Below are 20608 nucleotides of genomic sequence, written 5' to 3'. Positions count from 1 at the left end.
CATCCCCGCCGCGCATGACGACGCCCGCCCCTTCGAGGGGCGGGCGTCGTCGTGCGCGGATCCGCCTCGGGTGCGGATCCGATCGTCGGCTAGGCGCCGGCGACCGCCTGGCGGAGGCCCTCGGCGAGCGAGGTGGTGGAGCGGCCGAGGAGGCGGGAGAGGTCGCCCGTCTCGTCGTCGAGCTGGCCGGCGGCCGTGGCGGCGTCGAGGCCCACGACGAAGCCGATCGTGCCCTCGTCGAGGCCGGCGTCGCCGAGGATCCGCGCGTGCTCGTCGGAGTCGACCCGCGAGACGGGGACGGGCTGGCCGATGATGCCGGAGATCGCCTGGGCGAGGTCGTCCTGCGTCCAGCGCTCGTCGCCCGCGAGCTCGAGCGTCCGCCCGGCGAGCGAGTCGTCCATGGCCGCGACCGCGATGCCCTCGGCGAAGTCGGCGATGGTGGCGCTCGCGACGACGCCGTCGCCCGCGCTCGTGAGGAGCGCGCCGGACTGCTTCACGGCGTCGACCGTGGCGGCGTAGTTCTCCGTGTACCAGCCGTTGCGGAGGAGGGTGACGGGGACGCCGGAGGCGGCGAGGACCTCCTCGGTGGCCTTGTGCTCGCCCGCGATGAACAGCTCGGTGGTGGTGGCGCGGAGGACGCTCGTGTAGAGGATCCGGCCGACGCCCGCGGCCGCCGCGGCCTCGATGGCGGTGGTGTGCTGCGGCACGCGCTGGCCGACCTCGCTGCCGGAGACGAGCACGAGGGTGTCGCCGGGCTGGATCGCCGCGGTCACGCTGTCGGCGTCGGAGTAGTCGAGGCGGGCGGTGCGGACGCCCTGCGCGGCGAGCTCGCCGAGGGCCTCGGGGCGGCGCGCGGTGGCCAGGATGTCGGAGGCGGCGTAGCCGCGGGCGAGGAGGGACGCGACGATGCGCGATCCGAGGCGGCCGGTGGCGGCGGTGACGACGATGGTCATGGGATGCCTTTCAAGTCGGGGGACGAGCGGTTCGCCCGGGACAACCGGGGTGACGGCGAAGAGCTTCCCACAGGGAGGTACCCACTTTCAGGTAAGTTGATCGGATGCGCGACATGAGCTTCCGGGTCACCCGCGACCGGCCCGGCGTGACCGAGGGCCGCTACCCCGCGAACTGCCCGTCGCGCACGCTGCTCGACCACGTCACGAGCAAGTGGGGCGTGCTCGTCCTGCTCGCGCTCGGCGAGGGGTCGCACCGGTGGGGCGAGCTGCGCCGGGAGATCGAGGGCATCAGCGAGAAGATGCTCGCCTCCACGCTGCGGACGCTCGCGGAGGACGGCTTCGTGATCCGCGAGGCGCAGCCCACCATCCCGCCGCGCGTCGACTACCGGCTCACCGAGCTCGGGCACGAGGCGTCCGCACGGCTGATCCCGCTCATGGACCTCGTGGCGGACATGGCCGAGCGCGCCGAGGGCGCGGCACCCGACGCCGGCGACGCTGCCGCCGCCGCCGCCGCCGCGCGGTCGCCGGAGGCCCCGGTCCGTCCCTAGGCTGGAGACCCGCGCCGACGCCTCGTCCGGCCGGAGGAAGATCCGCCGAATGCCCTCCCCGTCCGCGCCGACGCTGTCGCGCACGTCCGCCCCGCCCCGTGAGATCCGCCGTGCGCGCGTCGCCGTCGGCGTCCTCTTCTTCACCAACGGCGCGATCTTCGCGAACCTGCTGCCGCGCTACCCCCGCGATCAAGGCCGAGCTGGGGCTCGCGAACGTCGAGTTCGGCGCCGCGGTGGCCGCGTCTCCGCTCGGCGCGCTCATCGCCGGGCTCGCCGCGGGCGTGCTCATCCGCCGGTACCGCTCGGCGCGCGTCGCGGTCGCCGCGACGGTCGTGGCGTCCCTCGGGATCCTGCTCGCCGGCCTCGCGCCCGGGTGGGCCGTGCTCGCCGGCGCCCTGTTCCTCGCGGGCGCCATGGACTCGATCACCGACGTCGCGCAGAACTCGCACGCGCTGCGGGTGCAGCGGCTCTACGGGCGGTCGATCATCAACTCGTTCCACGCGGTCTGGTCGATCGGGGCGGTGTCGGGCGGGATCATGGGCGCGGCCGCCGCGCAGATCCGGCTGCCGCTCCCCGTGCACCTGACGATCTCGGCGGTGCTGTTCAGCGCGTTCGCCGTGCTCGCGCTCGCCTGGCTGCTGAAGGGCCCGGAGCCGGAGCCCGGCGAGGGCGGCGCGGCCCACGCGCACGCGCCCGCGTCCGCCGCGGATCCCGAGGACGGCGTCGCGCGCGCGGCCGGCCCCCGCGCCCTCGGCCTCGTGGCGAAGTACGGCGTGCTGCTGGCGCTCGTGATCATCGCGTCCGGCGGCGCCATCGTCGAGGACGCCGGCAGCTCCTGGTCGGCCATCTACCTCTCGGGCGACCTCGGCGCGAACGCGTTCGTCGCGGGCCTCGGCTTCATCTCGCTGCAGGGCATGCAGTTCATCGGCCGGATGCTCGGGGACCGCATGGTCGACCGCTTCGGCCAGCGCGCCATCGCCCGGCTCGGCGGCGTGCTCGTGCTCCTCGGCATGGGCGGGGCGCTCGCGTTCCCGAGCATCGTCGGCACGATCGTCGGCTTCGGCGTCGCGGGGTTCGGCGTCGCGACGCTCATCCCGGCCGCGATGCAGGCGGCGGACGAGCTGCCCGGCTTCAAGCCCGGCACGGGCCTCACGATCGTCGGCTGGCTGCTGCGCGTCGGGTTCCTGATCTCGCCTCCCGTCGTCGGCGCCATCGCGGACGCGTCGTCGCTCCGCTTCGGCCTGATCTTCATCCCGGCCGCCGGCCTCCTCGTGCTCCTGTTCTCGCGGGTGCTCGCGACGCGGCGGGCCCACCCGGCGGCGCAGGCGGCGCCGGGCGCGGCCGCCTCCTAGGGGCGCGGGGCGCGGATCCGCCGCCCTCAGCGCGACGCGGCGCGCGTGGCCGCGAGCGACCCGAGGAGGGCGAGCGCCTCGGCGCTCGGCGACCCCGCCTCGGCGCGGTACACCACCAGCTCCTGCCCCGGAGCGGCGCGCACGTCGAAGGCGTGGGCGCGGAGGTCGAGCGGGCCGACCTCCGGGTGCAGGAACCCCTTCCGCACCGGCCGCTTGCTCCGCGCGTCCCCCGTCGCCCGGAGGTCCGCGAACTCGGGGCTCGCCGCCGTCAGCTCCCGCACGACGGCCCGGAGGCGCGCGTCGTCCGGCGCCTGGCCCTCGGCGAGGCGCAGCCCCGCGACGGTCGCCGCGGCCGCCGCGGGCCAGTCCGCCCAGAGCGTGCGGGCGGCCGGGTCGAGGAAGAGCATCCGGGCGAGGTTGCCGCGGTGCGCGGCGCCCGCGAACAGGGCGCGGCCGAGCGTGTTGGCGGCCAGCACGTCGTAGGCGCGGCCGAGCACGAGCGCCGGATGCTCCGGCCAGGAGTCGAGGAGCGACAGCAGCTCCGGATCCGCGCGTTCGGACGAGGCGGACGCGGAGGCCGGCGCGGGGGCGAGCCCGGCGAGCCGGAAGAGGTGGAGGCGCCCGTCGTCGTCGAGCCCGAGGACGCGGCCGAGCGCGTCGAGCACCTGCGGCGACGGGTTCGTCTCGCGGCCCTGCTCGAGCCGCATGTAGTAGTCCGCGCTCATTCCCGCGGCGACGGCGACCTCCTCGCGGCGGAGGCCCGCGACGCGGCGGCGGCCGCCCGACGGGAAGCCCGCGTCCTCGGGCCGGGTCGCCGCGCGGCGCGCGCGCAGGTAGTCGCCGAGGTCGTGGGTCATGCCCTGACCCTAGGTCGGCGGGTGCGCGGATGGGTGGGTGCGCCGCACCCGGGAACGCCGCGGCCCTCGGCGGTCGCATCCGGGGATCGAGGGTGGAGGACATGACCGCACACGACACCCCCACCATCACCCTCATCACCGGAGCGAGCAGCGGTATCGGCGCCGCCACGGCCGAGCGCCTCGCCGCCGACGGCCACCACGTCGTCCTCGCCGCCCGCCGCCGGGACCGCCTCGACGCGCTCGTCGCGCGGTTGACCGCGGCCGGCGGATCCGCCCAGGCCGTCGAGCTCGACGTGGTCGACCCGGACGCGCACCGCGCCGTGGTCGACGCCGTCGTCGCCGAGCACGGGCGCCTCGACGTGCTCGTCGCCAACGCGGGCGTCATGCCGCTCTCCCGCCTCGACGCCGGCCTCCTCCCCGAGTGGCGCCGCATGGTCGACGTCAACGTCATGGGCCTGCTCCACGGCATCGCGGCGGCCCTCCCGCACTTCACGCGGCAGGGATCCGGCCACCTCGTGACGATCGCGTCCATCGCCGCCCGCGAGGTGCCGGCGACGAGCGCCGTGTACTCGGGCACGAAGCACGCGGCCCGCGCGATCACGGAGGGGCTGCGGATCGAGTCGCCCGCGGGGATCCGCGTCACGACCGTCAGCCCGGGCGTGACCGAGAGCGAGCTCGCCGACTCGATCACCGACCCGCACGCCCGCGAGGCGATGGTCGCGTACCGGGCCGGCGCGATCCCGGCGTCGAGCATCGCGGCGGCCGTCGCCTTCGCGGTCGGGCAGCCCGCGGAGGTCGACGTCAACGAGATCACCGTGCGCCCGGCGGCGCAGCGATGACCGCGCACCTGGGCCTCTGGTGCACCGCGGACGGCCGCGTCCGCCAGGAGCTGCGCGCCGACGGCCGCTACGTGGAGGCGCGCGGCACCCGCGAGGCCGCGTACACCGGGGACTACGAGGTCGACGGCGATCGCATCGCGTACCGCGACGACACCGGGTTCAGCGCCGACGGCGTCTTCGTCGACGGGGTGCTGCACCACGCGGGCATGGTGATGCGGCGGCGGTGAGGCGGCGGGCGGATCCGCTCACGCATCCGCCGGCGCGCGGATCCGCTCACGGGCTCCTGCGAGTGCGCCCGCCCGCGCGCCGGCCACGGGAGAGTGGGCGGACCGCCCACCCGAGAGGATCGCCATGTCCACCGACCTGCCCGGAGGGCTCTTCCCCCTCGCCGACGACCTCACCGTCACGCGCTTCGGCTACGGCGCCATGCAGCTCGCGGGGCCGCGCGTGTTCGGCCCGCCCGAGGATCGGGACGCCGCGCGCGCCGTGCTCCGCGAGGCGGTCGCGCTCGGGATCACGCACATCGACACGGCCGACTTCTACGGGCCCGGGCACACGAACGCGGTCATCGAGGAGGCGCTGTTCCCGTACCCGGAGCACCTGCACATCGTCACGAAGGTCGGATCCCTGCGCGACGCGAAGGGCCGCTGGCCGCAGGCGCTCTCCCCCGCCGAGCTCCGCCAGGCCGTCTACGACAACCTCACGCACCTGACGCTCGACGTGCTCGACGTCGTGAACCTCCGCGTGGGCGCGTTCGACAGCCCGACCGACGGGTCCGTCGAGGAGCCGTTCACCGCGCTGGCCGAGCTGCAGCGCGAGGGGCTGATCCGCCACCTCGGCGTGAGCAACGTGACCGCCGGGCAGGTGGCCGAGGCCCGCGCGATCGCGCCGATCGTCTCCGTGCAGAACCACTACAACCTCGCGCGCCGCGACGACGACGCCCTCATCGACGAGCTGGCCGCGGCCGGCATCGCGTACGTGCCGTACTTCCCGCTCGGCGGGTTCTCGCCGCTGCAGTCCGAGGTGCTGTCGCGCGTGGCGGCCGGCCTCGGATCCGCGCCGTTGCCCGTCGCGCTCGCCTGGCTCCTGCAGCGGTCGCCGAACGTGCTCGTGATCGCGGGCACGTCGTCCGTCGCGCACCTGCGCGAGAACGTCGCCGGCGCCCGGATCCGCCTGCCCGAGGACGCGCTCGCGGAGCTCGAGGGCATCGGGGGCTGACCGGGCGTCGGCGGGTGTCAGCGGGCCGGGTCGCGTCCCGCCTCGGCCGCCGCGGCATCCGCCACCCGGCGGAGGGCGGCCAGCACGGTGCGCACGGAGGTGCGCGCGAGGGCGTCCGGCCGCGCGAGGACGTCCACGTGGCGGACGAGCGCTACGCCGGACACCGGCCGCAGCACCATCCCGTCGACCGCGAGCGGCGCGGCGGTGGTCCGCGGCATCACCGCGATCGCCGCGCCCGCCCGCACGACCTGCGCGGCGACGGAGAGCTCGTTGATGCGGTGGACGACGTGCGGCACGGCCCCGCTGAGCGCCCCGAGGTGGGCGAGCACCCCGGCGAGGGGGAAGCCCGCCTGCACCGAGATCCACCGCTCGTCGCGGAGCTGCTCCGGCGCGATGGCGGCCGACGCCGCGAGCGGGTGCGACGCGTGCAGGGCGATGTCGAGCGGCTCCACGAGGAGCGGGGTGACCACGAGACGCGACGTCGGCCACGGCGGGTCGTGCGGCAGGCGGTGCGCGACGACGAGGTCGTGATCCGCGGTGAGGCCGGGGAAGGCGTCCTGCGCCACGTCCGCGTCGGCGAGGGAGATCCGCGCGCGATCGCCCACCTCGGCCAGGAGGCGTCCGAACAGGGCGAGCCCCGCGCTGTGGAACGCGGAGACGCGGACGTCGCGGTCCTCGTGGTCGAGGAACGAGCCGACCGCGTCCCGGGCCCCCGCGAGCGCCTCGTCGACGCGCACCGAGGCCACCGCGAGCGCCTCCCCCGCCTCCGTGAGCACGAGCCGACGCCCGCGCTTGACCGTGAGCGGCACCGGGACGCCCGCCTGGAGCGCCGCGAGCTGCTGGGACACGGCGGAGGCGCTGACGCCCATCGCGGTCGCCACGGCGGCCACGCTGCCGCGGTCGCCGAGCTCGCGGAGGAGGCGGAGGCGGGCGGGATCCATGAGCCCTGTCTAACGCATCAGCTCCTGCTAACGCATCGATGAAGACGATGCCGATGGCTCTTCCGAGTCGAAGCGGGGACAGTGGCCGCATGACCTCCCGCGCGCGTGCCGAGCCCGTCGTCGACCTGCTCCTCGTCGGGGTCGCCGCCGTGTGGGGCGCGAGCTTCCTCGCGGCGAAGGACCTCGCCGCCGAGACGGGCGTGCCGGCGGCCGTCGCGCTGCGCTTCCTCGTGGCCGCGGTCGCGACCGGCCTCCTCTGCCTCGCCCGGCGCGAGCGGCTGCCGCGCGGTCGCGGCCTCCTCATCGCCGCGGGCCTCGGGGTGTCGCAGGCCGCGGTCATCGGGCTGGAGACCTGGGGCGTGCACCTCACCTCCGCGACGAACGCGGGGCTCCTCATCAGCCTGGCGCTCGTGATGACGCCCGTGCTCGAGGGCGCCGCCTGCCGCTCGTGGCTCCCGCGGCGGTACTTCGTCGCGGCCGTCGCCGCCGTCGCGGGCGTCGCGCTCCTCGTGTCCGACGGCGGGCTGCGGGCCCCGACCCCGGGCGACGGCCTCGTGATCGCGGCCGCGGCGGTCCGGGCGGTCCACGTCACGGCGAGCGCCCGCCTCACGCGCGGGCGGCGGGAGGGATCGCTCGGCGTGGTGCTCGTGCAGATGGCCGTCTGCGCCGTCGCCTTCACCGTGCTCGCCGGTCCGGACCTACCCGCCGCGGCCGTGCGGCTGGACCCGTCCGGCTGGGCCGACGTCCTCTTCCTGGGCCTCCTCTGCTCGCTGTTCGCGTTCGTGGTGCAGCTCTGGGCGGTGCGGCGGACGTCGGCGTCGCGGGCGAGCATCCTCATGGGCACCGAGCCGGTGTGGGCGCTCCTGGTCGGCGTGCTCGTGGCGGGCGAGGCGATCGGGCCGGCGGGCGCCTGCGGCGCCGCGCTCATCGTCGCCGCGAGCTACGCGGGCCAGGCGATCGAGCGGCGGCACCGCGCGTCCGTCGACGCCGCGCTGGCCCGATCCCGCGATGATGGGCGCATGCCCCTCCCCGCCGCGGTGCCCCGCCTGCGCGATCCCGCCGCATGACCGCGCCCGACCGCCGCTTCCCGCGGAGCGTCTACCGCGAGGGCGTCGAGCCCGACGTGCGGTTCACGCTCGCCAACGAGCGCACGTTCCTCGCCTGGATCCGCACGTCGCTCGCCCTCCTCGCCGGCGGCGTCGCGCTCGAGGCGCTGGGGCTCGGCCTGCAGCCGGGATTCCGGCTCGCGGCGTCGATCGTGCTCATCGCGACCGGGATCCTCGCGCCCGCGCAGGCGTGGATCGGCTGGATGCGCACCGAGCGGGCCCTCCGCCGGGACCGGCCGCTGCCGTCCGCGGCGCTCTCGCTGCCGCTCGGGATCGCCGTCGTCGCCGCCGGGGTGCTCGTGCTGCTGGGCGTGCTGACGGCGTGAGCACCTCCGGCCCGGACGCGCGACCGGAAGGCCGCCCCTCCGACCCCGGCCTGCAGCCCGAGCGCACGGCCCTCGCGTGGCGGCGCACCGCGCTGGCGCTCGTGGTCGGATCCCTGCTCGGGCTCCGCGTGCTCCCGCAGCTCCTCGGGCCGGCCGGCCTCGTCGTCGCAGCGGCCGGGGTGGTCGCCGCCCTCGCCGTGCTCGCGGCCGCGCACGGGCGCTACCGGCGGGTGCACGGGATCCTCACCTCGGGATCCGGCGACCGCCGCGCGCTCCCCGGCGGCGGCCTCCCCGCGCTCGTCGCCGCGCTCACGGCGTGCGCGGGGGCGGCGGCGCTGGTCGTCGCGCTCACGCGCTGAGGCGGTCGAGCCGACCGCCGGACGGGCCCGACGCGACGGGCCGACGCGCCCGCGAGCGCACCCGCACGATCCGGCCATCCGGGGTTCACCCGCCGTCCACCCGGGAGTCGGGGGCGGGGACGGGGGCGCGCATACCTTCGGACCGTGATGCGTCCGCCGTGCCCGGAGGAGACGCCCGAGATCGATGGAGACCCCACATGACCCTCATCCGTGAGACCCACCACCGGCTCCTGCCGGTCCTGTCGCGCGATCCCCACGCACGCGGCAAGCGCAGCACCGTCACCTGCCACCTCAAGTGCGACGACGCCTGCACGAAGCCCGTCCCCAACATCACCGACAACTCCTACTTCCGCGACATCGCGGGCCGCGCCCTGTCGCGCCGCACGCTGCTCGGCGGCGCCGGTGCCGGTGCCCTCGCGATCCTCGTGGCGCAGAACGCCGCCGCCCCGGGCGCCGAGGCCGCCGCCGCGCAGGCCGCGTCCAACCTCCCCTTCACGGCGATCACGCCCGTCGACGCCTCCGTCGACGAGTTCAACGTGCCCACCGGGTACCGCTGGGCGCCGATCATCCGCTGGGGCGACCCGCTCTTCAGCACCACCGACCGCTTCGACGCCGACGACCAGACCGCCCGCCGCGCGTCGCGCCAGTTCGGCTACAACAACGACTACCTCGACATCATCCCGATCAACTCGCGGAACAAGGAGGCGCTCCTCGTCGCCAACCACGAGTACACGAACGAGAACATCATGTTCCCGCCCGCCGCCGACGACGCCGAGCGCGACGAGCAGCGCCGCATCGGCAAGGCGTCGCACGGCATGTCCGTGGTCGCGCTCCGCCGCCAGACGGTCGGCCAGCCGTGGACCTACACGATCGGGCACCACCGCAACCGCCGCATCACCGCGGACACCCCCTTCACCGTGACCGGCCCCGTCGCCGGCTCCCCGGACCTCCGCACGAAGGACGACCCCAAGGGCGTCAAGGTCCTCGGCACCCTCGGCAACTGCGCCGGCGGCACCACCCCGTGGGGCACCGTGCTCTCCGGCGAGGAGAACTTCAACGGCTACTTCCGCACCGCCGGCACCTCCGCCGCCGACAAGCGCTACGGCCTCGGCGACAAGGCCACGAGCCGCGGCTGGGAGTCCATCGACCCCCGCTTCGACGCCCGCACCCCCGGCTACGAGAACGAGCCGAACCGCTTCGGCTACATCGTCGAGGTCGACCCGTTCGAGCCCGGCACGCCGCCCGTCAAGCACACGGCGCTCGGCCGCTTCAAGCACGAGGGCGCGAACGTCATCGCCGGCAAGAGCGGCCACGTCGCGGCCTACATGGGCGACGACGAGCGCTTCGACTACCTCTACAAGTTCGTCTCGCACGACACGATGGTCGTCGGCAGCTCGAGCGCCGACCGCCGCAAGAACAAGCAGCTCCTCACGCGCGGCTCGCTCTACGTGGCGCGCTTCACGGGCGACTCGCCCGTCGCGGAGATCACGGGCACCGGCCAGCTCCCCTCGGACGGCCAGTTCGACGGCATCGGCCAGTGGATCCCGATCGCGGTCGACGGCGTCTGCCCCGTCCCCGGCTTCACCATCGAGGACGCGCTGATCCGCACCCGCCTCGTGGCCGACGCCGTGGGCGCGACCAAGATGGACCGCTGCGAGGACGTGCAGCCCAGCCCCGTCACCGGCAAGGTCTACGTCGCGTGCACCAACAACACCGACCGCGGCAAGGCCGGCAAGGAGGGCGCCACGGAGATGAACCCGCGGACGACCAACCGCGACGGCCACATCGTCGAGATCACCGAGGACGGCGGCGACCTCCGCTCGACGACCTTCTCGTGGAACATCCTCCTCGTCGCGGGCGACCCCGCGAAGAACGAGTCCACCTACTTCGCGGGCTTCCCGAAGGACAAGGTCTCGCCCATCAGCTGCCCGGACAACGTCGCGTTCGACTCCGCGGGCGACCTGTGGATCTCGACCGACGGCGCGCCCAGCACCATCGGCCTCAACGACGGCCTGTTCAAGGTGCCGCTGGAGGGCGCCGAGCGCGGCCACGTGCAGCAGTTCCTCTCGGTCCCGACCGAGGCGGAGACCTGCGGCCCGGTAATCCACGACACGGAGGGCATGGTCTTCGTCGCGGTGCAGCACCCGGGCGAGGACGGCTCGTTCGCCGAGCAGCACTCGTTCTTCCCGGACTACGTGCCCGCCGGCGTCACCCCGCCCAAGGGCGCGTGGCGCGGACCGCGTCCGTCGGTCATCCAGGTGTGGCGGGGCTGATCCGCTGACGCGATCCGGTCGTTGACGGCGGCGGGATCCGAGGGCCGGGGCGTGCGTGCGCCCCGGCCCTCGCGCGTGCGGGGCGGTCCGGTCCGGGCCGCGGGGGCTAGCGTCGGGGGATGAGCGAGCAGCCCGCGGATCCCGACGATGCGGGCTCCGGTTCCGGCGACGGCTCGACGGACGACGAACGCTGGCTCGTCGTGGGCGGGCGACGGTGGCCGCGCACGGATCCGTCGCTGCCCGCCGACCTCGTGACGGCCCTGACGTCGCACCTCGGCCGCGGCCGGTCCGGGGTCGGCGCGGCGAAGCGCCGGGGCGACGACGACGCGGTGGCCGCGTCCCGCACGCGCGTGGGCCTCGCCAAGCACGGCCTCGGCGAGCGCGGACCCCGCTGGTGGGACGAGCCCGAGGACGCGCGCCTCGAGCGGGCCCGGCAGGCGCTGCGGGAGCTCGACGCGCTCGACGACCCGACGACCTGACGCGCGCGGCCCGTCCGCCCGCAGGGCAGGCTGGACGCATGCAGCTCTACTCCGCGCTCCCCCTCGTCCGCGCCCGGCAGATCGCGGCCGACACCGCGGCGCTCGCGGGCATCGTCGTCTCGGTGCTCGTGGGGATCGCCGTGGCCGCCCTCATCCGCCCGCTCGGCGACCTCGGCCGCAGCATGGAGACCTCGGGGGCGCAGCTGCGCGGATCCATGACCGACGCGGCCGACGCGCTCGGCCGCCTGCCGCTCGTGGGCGACGCCGCGCGCGGTCCGTTCGAGGACGCCAGCGGCATCGGGACCGGCCTCATCCAGGCGGGGCGCGACCAGCAGGCGCTCGTCGGCACGATCGCGCTCGTGGTCGGGATCCTCGTGGCCCTCGTGCCGATCGCGTTCATCGTGCGCCACTGGCTGCTCCGCCGCGTCTCGTTCGTGCGGCGCGCGGCGGCGGCCCGCACGCTGGCCGCGACGCCCGGCGGCACCGAGCTGCTCGCGCTCCGCGCCCTCTCGTCCCGGAAGCCGGCGGCCCTGCTGAAGGCGCACCCGGATCCGGTCGCCGCCTGGCGCGCGGGCGACCCGCGGGTCGTCCGGCAGCTCGCCGACCTCGCGCTCCGCGACGCGGGGGTGTCCGGGCGCTGATCGGGCCTCGGCACGCGGTTCAGGTCCGCGCCCGGTCCCGAGCGCGCACGATCCCCTCGGTCATCGGCACGGCGGCGACGGCTGACAGGGCTGCCAGCGGCATGCCGAACACGAGCCCGAGCGAGGCGTCACCCGCTGCCGCGAGCGCCACCGCCACGACCACGGCCGCGAGGACCAGGACGCCGGCGATCGAGGCCCCCCAGAGCGCCGGCCAGGGAGCGCGCCCCCGCCCCAGCGGATAGGGCGTCGCCCCGAGCGCGGCCAGCACCGCCGCGCACAGCGCCGCGGCCGCCACAGCGGGCACGGGCAGCGGATGCACCGGGAAGGCCTCCGGCGGGGTCTCGGCGGACGACAGGAGCAGGAGGACGGTCATACCGAGGCCCGCGGTCACGGCCGAGGTGGACACCAGCACGATGGCCGTCCGGAGGCGCTGCCTCGCGCCCGACGCCCTCGCGCGCGCATCCCCCACCCGTCGCCGTCGCATGGGTCCACTGAATCGATCCGTGGAGCCGGTCGCAAGCGGGCGCACCGCCGGAGCGCCGTCCGGGCTGACGCGCGCGCCCGGAGGGAGCATCCTCGGAGGCATGTCGCCTCTCCTCCTGGCCGGGCTCGCCGGTCTGCTCTCCGGTCTCTCGCTCGTCGTCGGATCCCTCGTCGCCTGGTTCGTGAAGGTGCCGCGCGAGGTCGTCGCGCTCGTGATGGCGTTCGGCGCCGGCGTGCTCATCTCCGCGCTGTCGTTCGACCTGGTCGACGAGGCGGCGGCGAGCGGCGGCGTGGTGCCCACCATCGCGGGGTTCGTCGCGGGCGCGGTCGTGTACGTGGTGCTCGACCAGATCCTCGAGCACGGCGGGTTCCGGCGGAAGCAGCACCGGCGGAAGGGCGGGGCGGGCGCGGCGGGCGCCTCGGGCGGAACCGGGGTGGGGATCGCGCTCGGCGCCCTGCTCGACGGCGTGCCCGAGACGGCCGTGCAGGGCCTCAGCCTCACGGGCGGCGGCGCGTTGAGCGTCGGCGTGCTCGTCGCGGTCGTCATCTCGAACTTCCCCGAGGGGATGTCGAGCACGGCCGACCTCAAGGAGTCCGGCCGCGGCGCCCGCTACGTCTTCGGGCTCTGGACCTCCATCGCCGTCATCTGCGCCCTCTCGTCGCTCGGCGGGTACGCCCTGCTCGGCGGTCTGCCGGAGAGCGGGCAGTCGGTCGTGATGGCGTTCGCGGCCGGCGCGATCCTCGCGATGATCTGCGACACCATGATCCCCGAGGCGTTCCGCAAGGCGCAGGCGCTCACGGGCCTCGTGACGGTGCTCGGGTTCGTGGCGAGCTACGCGGTGCACCAGGCGGGGTGACCGCCCGCGACCGCGGCGGCGAGGGCGGCGGCGGCAGCGGCAGCAGCCGGAGCGGCCCCGGGATCAGTGGTCGGGATCAGTCGTCGGCGGGACGGTCGCGCGGCGAGACGTTGAAGCGGTGCAGCAGGCCGGCGAGCTGCTCGACCTCGGGGGTGTCCCACCCGGACAGGCGGTTCTGCAGGCGCTCGCGCGTGCCCGCCCGCACCTGCTCGAGGCGCTCCTCCGCGAGCGGCGTGAGGCTGAGGATGGTGGACCGGCGGTCCTCGGGATCCGGCTCGTCCTGCACGTAGCCGGCCTCGCGCAGCACGCGGAGGTGCCGGCTGACCGAGCTCTTGTCCATGAGGAGGCCCGTCGCGACGGCGCCGGCGGAGACCGGCCCGGCCGTGCGGATCCAGCGGGCGACCGCGAACGCGCCCGGCTGGAGGCCCGGGTGGAAGACGGCCGCCTCCTCGATGCGCAGCGAGCGGATCGACATGAGCAGGGCGCCGAGCTCCGTGGCGACCGACGAGACGGCGGCCGAGCGGTCGTCGGCTGCGTCCGCGGGGCGGTCGGTGGAGGGGGCCGGGATCACGTGCCGACCCTAACCGACGCCGATCCGCGCATCCGGCACGCGGGAGGAGCCCGCGGGGACGCGACGGCAGTCGGCGGGGCGCCGGGTGACCGCGATCGGCGCGATCCGGCCGCGGCACCGCCCCCTGGTAGCCTCGTCCGCGCAGGCGGGGATGACGAAGGCGAGCCACATGACCGACGACACGCACGACACCGGCCACCGCGAGGGTGGGGCGTCGGAGCCTCCCCTCCTCAGCCGCAGGGAGCTGCGCCGCCGCCAGCAGGAGATGGAGCAGGACCGCCCGGGCGACGCGTCGGGTGATGCGCACCGCTGGGTGGATCCGTTCCCCGCCGTCCCGCGCACCTCCGAGGGCGGCCTCTTCGGTCCCGACCGGGTCCGGCCGGGATCCTCGGACGTCGCGCCCGACGCCGGTGACGAGCCCGAGCCCGCCGACGACGACGAGTCCGACGGCATCGACGACCTGGCGCCCGCCGCATCCGCGTCCGAGGACGCGGATGCAGACGCGGAGGCGGAGGACACCGGCGAGGTCGAGATCGTCGGCACGCACGCGTTCGACGAGCTGTTCGTCGAGGACGAGCGCGAGGCCGAGGTGGACGCCGCGGAGGACGCGGACGACGACGCCGAGGAGCTCCCCGAGGGCGCCGACGACAGCGACGACGACGCGGACAACAGCTCCGCATCCCCCTCCCCCTTCGACGCGGTCGTCGCCCCCGAGGCCGGATCCGCGTGGACCGTGCCCGCCCCGCACGTCGTGAACGCGCACCCCTTCCGCATGCCGCTGCGCCCGAGCGCGGAGTCGCCCGCCGCCGCCGCGCCCGCCGAGCCGGCCCCCGCCGCGGTCGCCGCCGCGCCCGAGCCGGCGCTCCCCGAGCCGGCCCCCGCATCCGCCCCCGCAGCATCCGCGTCCTCCGAGCCGCAACCCACCCCGGTCGCCTCCCTCCCCGCCGCCCCCGACGACGACGACGCCGACGAGTCCGCCGACGCTCCCCGTCCCGGCATCGACCTCACCGCGTTCCCCGACGCGGATCCGCAGCGCTACGCCATGCGCACGCCGCGCACGGACGCCGCCACGAGCGCCCTGACCCTCTTCCCCGAGCAGGCCGGCCAGCGCCCCCCGCGCGGACCGGTCGTCGCGCGCACCGGCTTCCGCGGATTCGTCAACTCCGTCACGGGCGGCGTCTTCAAGATCGGCCCCGGGCCCGAGGAGGCCGCGGCGAACGCCGAGGTCGCGCGTCGCGAGGGCGACGAGCGCGTCATCCGCCAGGCAACCTGGTCGCGCGCGGTCAGCGTGCTGGTCGCGAACCGCAAGGGCGGGGTGGGCAAGACGCCCACGAGCCTCATCCTCGGCGGCGTCCTCGGCTCCATCCGCGGCGGATCCGTGGCCGTGGTCGAGGTCACGGACGACCCGGGCGCGCTCGGCTACCGCGCCGAGGGCCAGCCGCAGCGCGGGCTCGGCGAGCTCGTGCGCGACCGCGACGAGATCCACAGCGCCGGCCAGCTCGCCGGCTACACCGCGCCCCAGACGAGCTTCGCCTCGGTCGTCGCGTCGGTCGGCCCCCGCCGCGAGCTCACGGGCGAGGACGTCGTGGGCGTCGCCCGCCTCATCGACGAGTACTACGCGGTGCGCGTGATGGACTCCGGCAACCAGCCGTCGTCGTCCGCCTTCCGCGGCGCCATCGAGGTCACCGACGTGCTCGTCGTCCCCGTGCTGAACGCCGGCGACGCCGTGCTCGAGGCGGTCGCGCTGCTCGACTTCCTGCGCGAGCTCGGCGGCCACGCCGCGATGCTGGCCGACAACGCCGTCATCATCCGCCTGCACGACGGACGCCCGGAGGACCCCGCGGTCGTCGCGCGCATCGACCGGATCCTCGACGACGCCCGCCCGGCGCAGATCTTCACGGTGCCGTACGACGCGCACATCGCGGAGCGCGGCCCGATCTCGCTCGGCTCGCTCGACCCCGAGGCCCTGCGCGCCTTCACGTCGGCGGCCGCCGGCGTCGTGCAGCGCCTCGCGCACGCGGTCCGCTGACGGACGCGGCTCGCAACCCGGACGCCGGGCAGCCGGATGGTCGAGGCGGGCCCGTCCAGGGCGGGCCCGGCGGGCGCAGGCCCGTCCGGCGCCCACGCGTCCGGCGCCCGCTCGACCGCGAGATCCTCGCGCTGGCCGTCCCGGCGCTCGGCGCGCTCGTGGCCGAGCCGCTGTTCCTCCTCACCGACACGGCGCTCGTCGGCCACCTCGGCAGCGCGCCGCTCGCGGGCCTCGGCATCGCGAGCGTGATCCTGCAGACGATCGTCGGCCTCCTCGTCTTCCTCGCCTACGCGACCACGCCCACGGTCGCGCGGCGGCTCGGCGCGGGCGACCTGCCGGGCGCGATCCGGGCGGGCATCGACGGCCTGTGGCTGGCGCTCGCGCTCGGCGCGGTGGTGCTGGTCGTGGGGCTCGCCGTCGCGGATCCGCTCGTGCGCGCCCTCGCCGACACCGGCGGGGCCGACGCGGATCCGGCCGCGACCGCCCAGGTCGTCGATGCAGCCCGCACCTACCTCGGCATCTCGCTCGCCGGGATGCCCGCGATGCTCCTCGTGATCGCCGCGACCGGCCTCCTCCGCGGCCTCCAGGACACGCGCACGCCGCTCGTCGTCGCCGTGTGCGGGTTCGCGGCGAACGCGGCCCTCAACGCGCTCCTCATCTACGGGTTCGGGCTCGGCATCGCCGGATCCGCGTGGGGCACCGTCGTCGCGCAGTGGGGCATGGCCGCGGTGTTCGTCGCGATCGCCGTGCGGGCCGCCCGCCGGACCGGCACCACGCTGCGCCCCGGCCTCCGCGGGGTCGCGCGCTCGGCGCGATCGGGCGGCTGGCTCCTGCTCCGCACCGCGTCGCTCCGGGCGGCGATCCTCGCGACGGTCGCGGTGGGCGCGGGGCTCGGGGTCACCGGGCTCGCGACCCTGCAGATCGCGCTCACGCTCTTCTCGACGATCGCCTTCGTGCTCGACGCGCTCGCCATCGCGGGCCAGGCCCTCGTCGGCCACGGCCTCGGCGCCGACGACGTGCCCCGGGTCCGCGCGGTCGCCCGCCGCCTCGTGCAGTGGGGCGTCGGCCTCGGCGCGGTCCTCGGCCTCGTCCTCGCCGCCCTCTCGCCGCTGCTCGGCCCGGTCTTCACGGGCGACGCGGGGATCCACCGCATGCTCACCGCCGTGACCCTCGTGCTCGCCGTCGGCCTGCCCGTCGCCGGGTACGTGTTCGTGCTCGACGGCGTGCTGATCGGCGCCGGCGACGCCCGCTACCTCGCGCTCGCGGGGGTCGTGAACCTCGCGGTCTACGCGCCGGCGCTGATCCTCGTGGCATGGCTCACCGGCACGGGCCGCGTCGCCGGCACGCCGGCGCTCCTCGCGCTGTGGGCGGCCTTCGGCCTCGTCTACATCGGCGCCCGCGCCCTCACGCTCGGCCTCCGGGCGCGCGGCGACCGGTGGATCGTGACGGGGATCGCGCGGGCCTGACGCGCGCGACCCGCGCGGCGCGCGCGACCCGCGCGACGCCTCAGTACATCGCGAGCGGACCCGCGCCCGACGGCCCCGGGAACGCGCGGTCGAGCGCAGCGAGGGTCTCCTCCGGGATCACCAGGTCGAGCGCGGCGCGGTTCTCCGCGACGTGCGCGGGCGTCGCGGCCTTGGCGGTCGCGAAGACGTGCGGCGCCTGCCGCACGACCCACGCGAGCGCGAGCTGGCCGGCGCTCACGCCGAGGGGCGCGGCGAGGGCGGCGAGCGTCGGATCCGTCGCGAGCCGGCCCTGGTCGAGCGGCGAGTACGCCATGACGGGCATGCGCCGATCGCGGGCCCACGGGATCACGTCGTGCTCGGGCCCGCGCTGGGCGAGGTTGTAGAGCACCTGGTCGGTCTGCACGGCGTCGCCGCCGGGGATCGCGGCCAGCTCGTCGAGGTCCTCGCCGTCGAGGTTGCTGACGCCCCACGCGCGGATCAGCCCCTCCTCCACGAGCTCCTGCATGGCGGCGACCGTGTCGGCGAGGGGGTGGGATCCGCGCCAGTGCAGCAGGTAGAGGTCCAGCCGGTCGGTGCCGAGGCGCGCGAGGCTCCGGCGGGCCGCCTCGCCCGTGCCGCGGCGGGACGCGTTCGACGGCAGCACCTTGCTGATGAGGAAGACCTCGTCGCGGCGGCCGGCGATCGCCTCGCCGACGAGCTCCTCGGATCGCCCGCTGCCGTACATCTCGGCCGTGTCGATCGCGGTGAGGCCCGCGTCGAGGCCGGCGCGCAGGGCGTCGAGCTCGGTGGATCGGGCGGCGCGGTCGTCGCCCATGTTCCAGGTGCCCTGCGCGAGGGCGACGGCGGTGCGGCCGTCGGGGAAGGTGGTCGTGGGGATCTCGGTGTCAGCCATCCCGTCCATCCTGCGCCGATGCCGCGCGAGCGGCCTGGGCGGCTTCGGCCGGGCGGCGCGCACCCCCCGCGGTCAGCGCCCGCGCGGCGTCGCCTCGACGCCCGGGAACCGCGGCACCCAGCAGCGCACGGCGTCGCGGTAGCGGCGGAAGGCGTCGCCGAAGCGGGCCTCGAGGTCGGCCTCCTCGCCCGGACGCACGACGTGGTTCCAGAGCGACGAGCCGATGACGGCGTAGGCGACGACCAGCCAGGACCCGAGGATCAGCCCGACCGCGGCCGCCTGCGTCACGCCCGCGAGCGCCATGGGGTTCCGGACGAAGCGGTACGGGCCCGCGATGACGAGCCGGGTCGCGGTCGCGGCCGGGAGCGGGGTGCCGCCGCCGCGCGTCGACATGGCGGCCGCCGACCAGATCCCGAGCGCGCTCGCGAGCACCAGCACCGCGATCCCCGCAGCCGGCACCACGGCGGCCGGCGCCCCCGCGGGCAGCGGCACCGCGACCCGCCAGCGCAGCTCGAGCCAGCGGATCGCGAGCGGCGCGACGACGAGGAAGGAGCCCCAGAACACGACGATCTGCAGGGCCGTCGCGAGGACGTGCCGCGAGGTGGGAGCGCTCGCGTCCGCGGGACGCGCGGCGAAGGGGCCGATGAGCGCCCACCGCGTCGGGAGGCGGCCGAGGAGCAGCAGGGCGCAGGCGACGAGGGATCCGAGCGCCGCCGCGGCCATGACCACCACGCCGATCCCCGCCTCGGTCGTCACGGTCGCGTACCCGGCGAGTGCCACGGCGACCACGAGCGTCCACCCGGCGGCGACGACCGCGGCCCACCGGATCCCCGCCGCCGCGAGCGCCGACCCCACCACGAACAGCGGGACGTCGAGCAGGGCGACGGGCAGCGGATCCAGCGAGCCGAGCGTCGCGACGCGCACCGCCGGGATGGTCGGCACGGCCACCCACCACGCGGCGCCGCCGAGCGCCTGCGCGGCGAACCAGAGGCGGGCCCACGTGCGCGCGCTCGGTGCGCGCCCCGTGCGCGTCACCGCGGGTCCGCGTGCTCCGGCGGCCAGACGACGGAGAAGCGCTCGAAGACGATCTCCTCGTCCTCCGACCACACGGCCCCGCGGGCCGCGCTCACGCGCTCCCAGTAGACGCGGTGCTGCGTGCGCCAGCTCTCGAGCGACAGGTCGTCCTCGCCCTCGTCGTGCGCGAAGGCGGCGTCGGCGCTCGTGAAGGGGCCGACGCGGAGCTCGGTGCTGCGGATCACGATGCGCGGCGCCCCGGTGCTGTCGCAGGCGATCCAGTGCGAGCCGATCCGCGGCACCTCGTCGCCGCGCGCCAGGAAGTCGGCGACCAGCTCGGCGGTGGCGCGCTTCCGGCCGGACAGCACGATCCCGAGCAGCTCGTCGGCCAGCCGCGCGTGGTCGCCGAAGTGCTCGACCGTGTGCTCGGGCCCCGCGGCGACGGCCTGCGGGTGCGCCTCGGCGTACGCGGCCCACATCCGCGCGGCCGCGTCGAGGTCGGGCGGGGAGACGGGCGCGGTCGGGTCGCTCATGGCTCCGATGCTCCCACGCGGCCGGGCGGCGGCCGGGCGGTCCGCGACCGGGCGCACGCCGACCGTCAGCGCGCCCGCCCCCGCTCACCCGCCCGCCTCACCAGGCGACCGGCCCGTCCTCGTCCGTGAACGTGCCGGTGGGGCCGTCGGCGGGGATGGTCGCCATGCGGATCGCCTGGCGCGCGCCCTGCTCGGGGGTCCGGACGCCGCGGAAGCCGTTGAGGTCGGTGGCCACGAAGCCGGGACACACCGCGTTGACGAGGATGCCCTCGCCGACCAGGCCGCGGGCGTACATCATCGTCAGGGCCGTGACCGCGGTCTTGGAGGGCACGTAGCCGAGCGCGATGGGATCCGCGTTGCCGGGGTCGGAGATGGCGGCAAGGGACCCGGCGCTGCTCGACACGTTGACGACGCGCGGCGCGTCCGAGCGCCGCAGGAGCGGCAGGAAGCCCTCCGTCACGCCCATCACCCCGAGCACGTTCGTCTCGAGCACGTACCGCACGTGGTCGACGTCGCCCGTCCCGGGCACCTGCCCCGCGAAGCCCGCCCCCGGCTGGGCGCTGATGCCCGCGTTGTTGACGAGCGCGTCCAGCCGGCCGTGCCGCGCCTCCACGGCCGCCACGGCCTCCCGGATCGACGCCGCGTCGGTCACGTCGAGGACGACCGCCGACACGTCGCCGCCCGCGGCCCGCAGCGCGGCCGCCGCCTGCTCGCCGCGCTCCCGGCTCCGCGCGCCGATGACGACGGCGTGGCCGAGCCCGGCCAGCCCGGCCGCGATCTCGCGGCCGATCCCCTTGTTGCCTCCCGTGACGAGAGCGATCATGCGGTCCTCCTGCAGGTCCCGTCGGAGCCGATCCCCGACGCTCCCCTC

At 76.1% G+C, this 20608-nt stretch carries 22 protein-coding genes and 1 pseudogene; 14 read left to right on the top strand and 9 right to left on the bottom strand.

The genetic code is table 11. From position 1 onward, the window contains the following. Window positions 1-89 precede the first annotated feature (89 nt). On the bottom strand, window positions 90-953 hold the full coding sequence (locus QFZ62_RS11480) for an NAD(P)H-binding protein (RefSeq protein WP_307505770.1): 864 nt from the start codon (window positions 951-953) through the stop codon (window positions 90-92). A gap of 104 nt (window positions 954-1057) precedes the next feature. Between QFZ62_RS11480 and QFZ62_RS11475 the strand changes: the two genes are divergently transcribed. Both QFZ62_RS11475 and QFZ62_RS11470 read left to right on the top strand, forming a co-directional pair. Continuing rightward, a complete protein-coding gene (locus tag QFZ62_RS11475) occupies window positions 1058-1501 on the top strand; it encodes a winged helix-turn-helix transcriptional regulator (protein WP_373425958.1) in 444 nt (147 codons plus the stop codon). Window positions 1502-1550: 49 nt separating this feature from the next. After that, window positions 1551-2853, top strand: a pseudogene (locus tag QFZ62_RS11470) (MFS transporter). Window positions 2854-2879: 26 nt separating this feature from the next. Here QFZ62_RS11470 and QFZ62_RS11465 read toward each other — a convergent pair. Further along, window positions 2880-3710 carry a helix-turn-helix transcriptional regulator gene (locus QFZ62_RS11465; protein ID WP_307505767.1) on the bottom strand — a complete coding sequence of 277 codons (831 nt, stop codon included), beginning with the start codon at window positions 3708-3710 and terminating at the stop codon, window positions 2880-2882. A 101-nt stretch (window positions 3711-3811) separates the two neighbouring features. Here QFZ62_RS11465 and QFZ62_RS11460 point away from each other — a divergent pair, with 101 nt between their 5' ends. From QFZ62_RS11460 to QFZ62_RS11450, 3 genes are all read left to right on the top strand, one after another. Further along, on the top strand, window positions 3812-4549 hold the full coding sequence (locus QFZ62_RS11460) for an SDR family oxidoreductase (RefSeq protein WP_307505765.1): 738 nt from the start codon (window positions 3812-3814) through the stop codon (window positions 4547-4549). Continuing rightward, window positions 4546-4776, top strand: coding sequence for an Atu4866 domain-containing protein (locus QFZ62_RS11455; RefSeq protein ID WP_307505761.1), 231 nt, complete (start codon window positions 4546-4548; stop codon window positions 4774-4776). The genes QFZ62_RS11460 and QFZ62_RS11455 overlap by 4 nt, the downstream gene beginning before the upstream one ends. Before the next feature lie 124 nt (window positions 4777-4900). Next, window positions 4901-5767 (top strand): aldo/keto reductase family oxidoreductase, encoded by an 867-nt coding sequence (locus tag QFZ62_RS11450; RefSeq protein WP_307505758.1) that lies wholly within the window; start codon window positions 4901-4903, stop codon window positions 5765-5767. Window positions 5768-5784: 17 nt separating this feature from the next. Here QFZ62_RS11450 and QFZ62_RS11445 read toward each other — a convergent pair whose 3' ends face one another. Next, complete coding sequence (locus tag QFZ62_RS11445; protein WP_307505756.1) at window positions 5785-6708, bottom strand: LysR family transcriptional regulator; 924 nt, start codon at window positions 6706-6708, stop codon at window positions 5785-5787. Window positions 6709-6797: 89 nt separating this feature from the next. Between QFZ62_RS11445 and QFZ62_RS11440 the strand changes: the two genes are divergently transcribed. From QFZ62_RS11440 to QFZ62_RS11415, 6 genes are all read left to right on the top strand, one after another. Continuing rightward, a complete protein-coding gene (locus QFZ62_RS11440) occupies window positions 6798-7775 on the top strand; it encodes a DMT family transporter (protein ID WP_307505753.1) in 978 nt (325 codons plus the stop codon). Then, a complete protein-coding gene (locus tag QFZ62_RS11435; protein ID WP_307505750.1) occupies window positions 7772-8140 on the top strand; it encodes a YidH family protein in 369 nt (122 codons plus the stop codon). The genes QFZ62_RS11440 and QFZ62_RS11435 overlap by 4 nt, the downstream gene beginning before the upstream one ends. Continuing rightward, on the top strand, window positions 8137-8499 hold the full coding sequence (locus QFZ62_RS11430; protein WP_307505748.1) for a DUF202 domain-containing protein: 363 nt from the start codon (window positions 8137-8139) through the stop codon (window positions 8497-8499). The genes QFZ62_RS11435 and QFZ62_RS11430 overlap by 4 nt, the downstream gene beginning before the upstream one ends. 197 nt (window positions 8500-8696) lie before the next feature. Then, complete coding sequence (locus tag QFZ62_RS11425; RefSeq protein WP_307505745.1) at window positions 8697-10772, top strand: PhoX family phosphatase; 2076 nt, start codon at window positions 8697-8699, stop codon at window positions 10770-10772. Window positions 10773-10891: 119 nt separating this feature from the next. After that, entirely contained in the window at window positions 10892-11251 is a 360-nt protein-coding gene (locus QFZ62_RS11420; RefSeq protein ID WP_307505743.1) for a biopolymer transporter Tol, read from the top strand. Between the two features lie 38 nt (window positions 11252-11289). Further along, window positions 11290-11892, top strand: a complete 603-nt coding sequence (locus QFZ62_RS11415; protein ID WP_307505740.1) for a hypothetical protein — start codon at window positions 11290-11292, stop codon at window positions 11890-11892. Between the two features lie 19 nt (window positions 11893-11911). On the opposite strand, the gene QFZ62_RS11410 is transcribed toward QFZ62_RS11415, so the two are convergent. Continuing rightward, on the bottom strand, window positions 11912-12283 hold the full coding sequence (locus QFZ62_RS11410) for a hypothetical protein (protein ID WP_307505737.1): 372 nt from the start codon (window positions 12281-12283) through the stop codon (window positions 11912-11914). A 193-nt stretch (window positions 12284-12476) separates the two neighbouring features. Between QFZ62_RS11410 and QFZ62_RS11405 the strand changes: the two genes are divergently transcribed. Then, complete coding sequence (locus QFZ62_RS11405) at window positions 12477-13232, top strand: ZIP family metal transporter (RefSeq protein WP_307505734.1); 756 nt, start codon at window positions 12477-12479, stop codon at window positions 13230-13232. A 76-nt stretch (window positions 13233-13308) separates the two neighbouring features. Here QFZ62_RS11405 and QFZ62_RS11400 read toward each other — a convergent pair whose 3' ends face one another. Continuing rightward, window positions 13309-13803 (bottom strand): MarR family winged helix-turn-helix transcriptional regulator, encoded by a 495-nt coding sequence (locus QFZ62_RS11400; RefSeq protein ID WP_307505733.1) that lies wholly within the window; start codon window positions 13801-13803, stop codon window positions 13309-13311. Between the two features lie 169 nt (window positions 13804-13972). Here QFZ62_RS11400 and QFZ62_RS11395 point away from each other — a divergent pair, with 169 nt between their 5' ends. Further along, window positions 13973-15832 (top strand): ATPase, encoded by a 1860-nt coding sequence (locus tag QFZ62_RS11395; protein WP_307505731.1) that lies wholly within the window; start codon window positions 13973-13975, stop codon window positions 15830-15832. 131 nt (window positions 15833-15963) lie between these two features. Beyond that, window positions 15964-17298 carry an MATE family efflux transporter gene (locus tag QFZ62_RS11390; protein WP_307507783.1) on the top strand — a complete coding sequence of 445 codons (1335 nt, stop codon included), beginning with the start codon at window positions 15964-15966 and terminating at the stop codon, window positions 17296-17298. 40 nt (window positions 17299-17338) lie between these two features. Here QFZ62_RS11390 and QFZ62_RS11385 read toward each other — a convergent pair whose 3' ends face one another. The 4 genes from QFZ62_RS11385 to QFZ62_RS11370 form a co-directional block, all read right to left on the bottom strand. Beyond that, complete coding sequence (locus QFZ62_RS11385) at window positions 17339-18199, bottom strand: aldo/keto reductase (protein WP_307505729.1); 861 nt, start codon at window positions 18197-18199, stop codon at window positions 17339-17341. Between the two features lie 63 nt (window positions 18200-18262). Beyond that, entirely contained in the window at window positions 18263-19225 is a 963-nt protein-coding gene (locus QFZ62_RS11380) for an isoprenylcysteine carboxylmethyltransferase family protein (protein ID WP_307505727.1), read from the bottom strand. Next, window positions 19222-19737, bottom strand: a complete 516-nt coding sequence (locus tag QFZ62_RS11375; protein ID WP_307505725.1) for an ASCH domain-containing protein — start codon at window positions 19735-19737, stop codon at window positions 19222-19224. The genes QFZ62_RS11380 and QFZ62_RS11375 overlap by 4 nt, the downstream gene beginning before the upstream one ends. Before the next feature lie 97 nt (window positions 19738-19834). Continuing rightward, on the bottom strand, window positions 19835-20560 hold the full coding sequence (locus tag QFZ62_RS11370; protein ID WP_307505723.1) for an SDR family NAD(P)-dependent oxidoreductase: 726 nt from the start codon (window positions 20558-20560) through the stop codon (window positions 19835-19837). Window positions 20561-20608: the final 48 nt, after the last annotated feature.

It is taken from the genome of Clavibacter sp. B3I6, assembly GCF_030816895.1.
In the GTDB taxonomy this organism is placed as follows: Bacteria; Actinomycetota; Actinomycetes; order Actinomycetales; family Microbacteriaceae; genus Clavibacter.
This window is presented reverse-complemented; position numbering and strand designations above follow the sequence as displayed.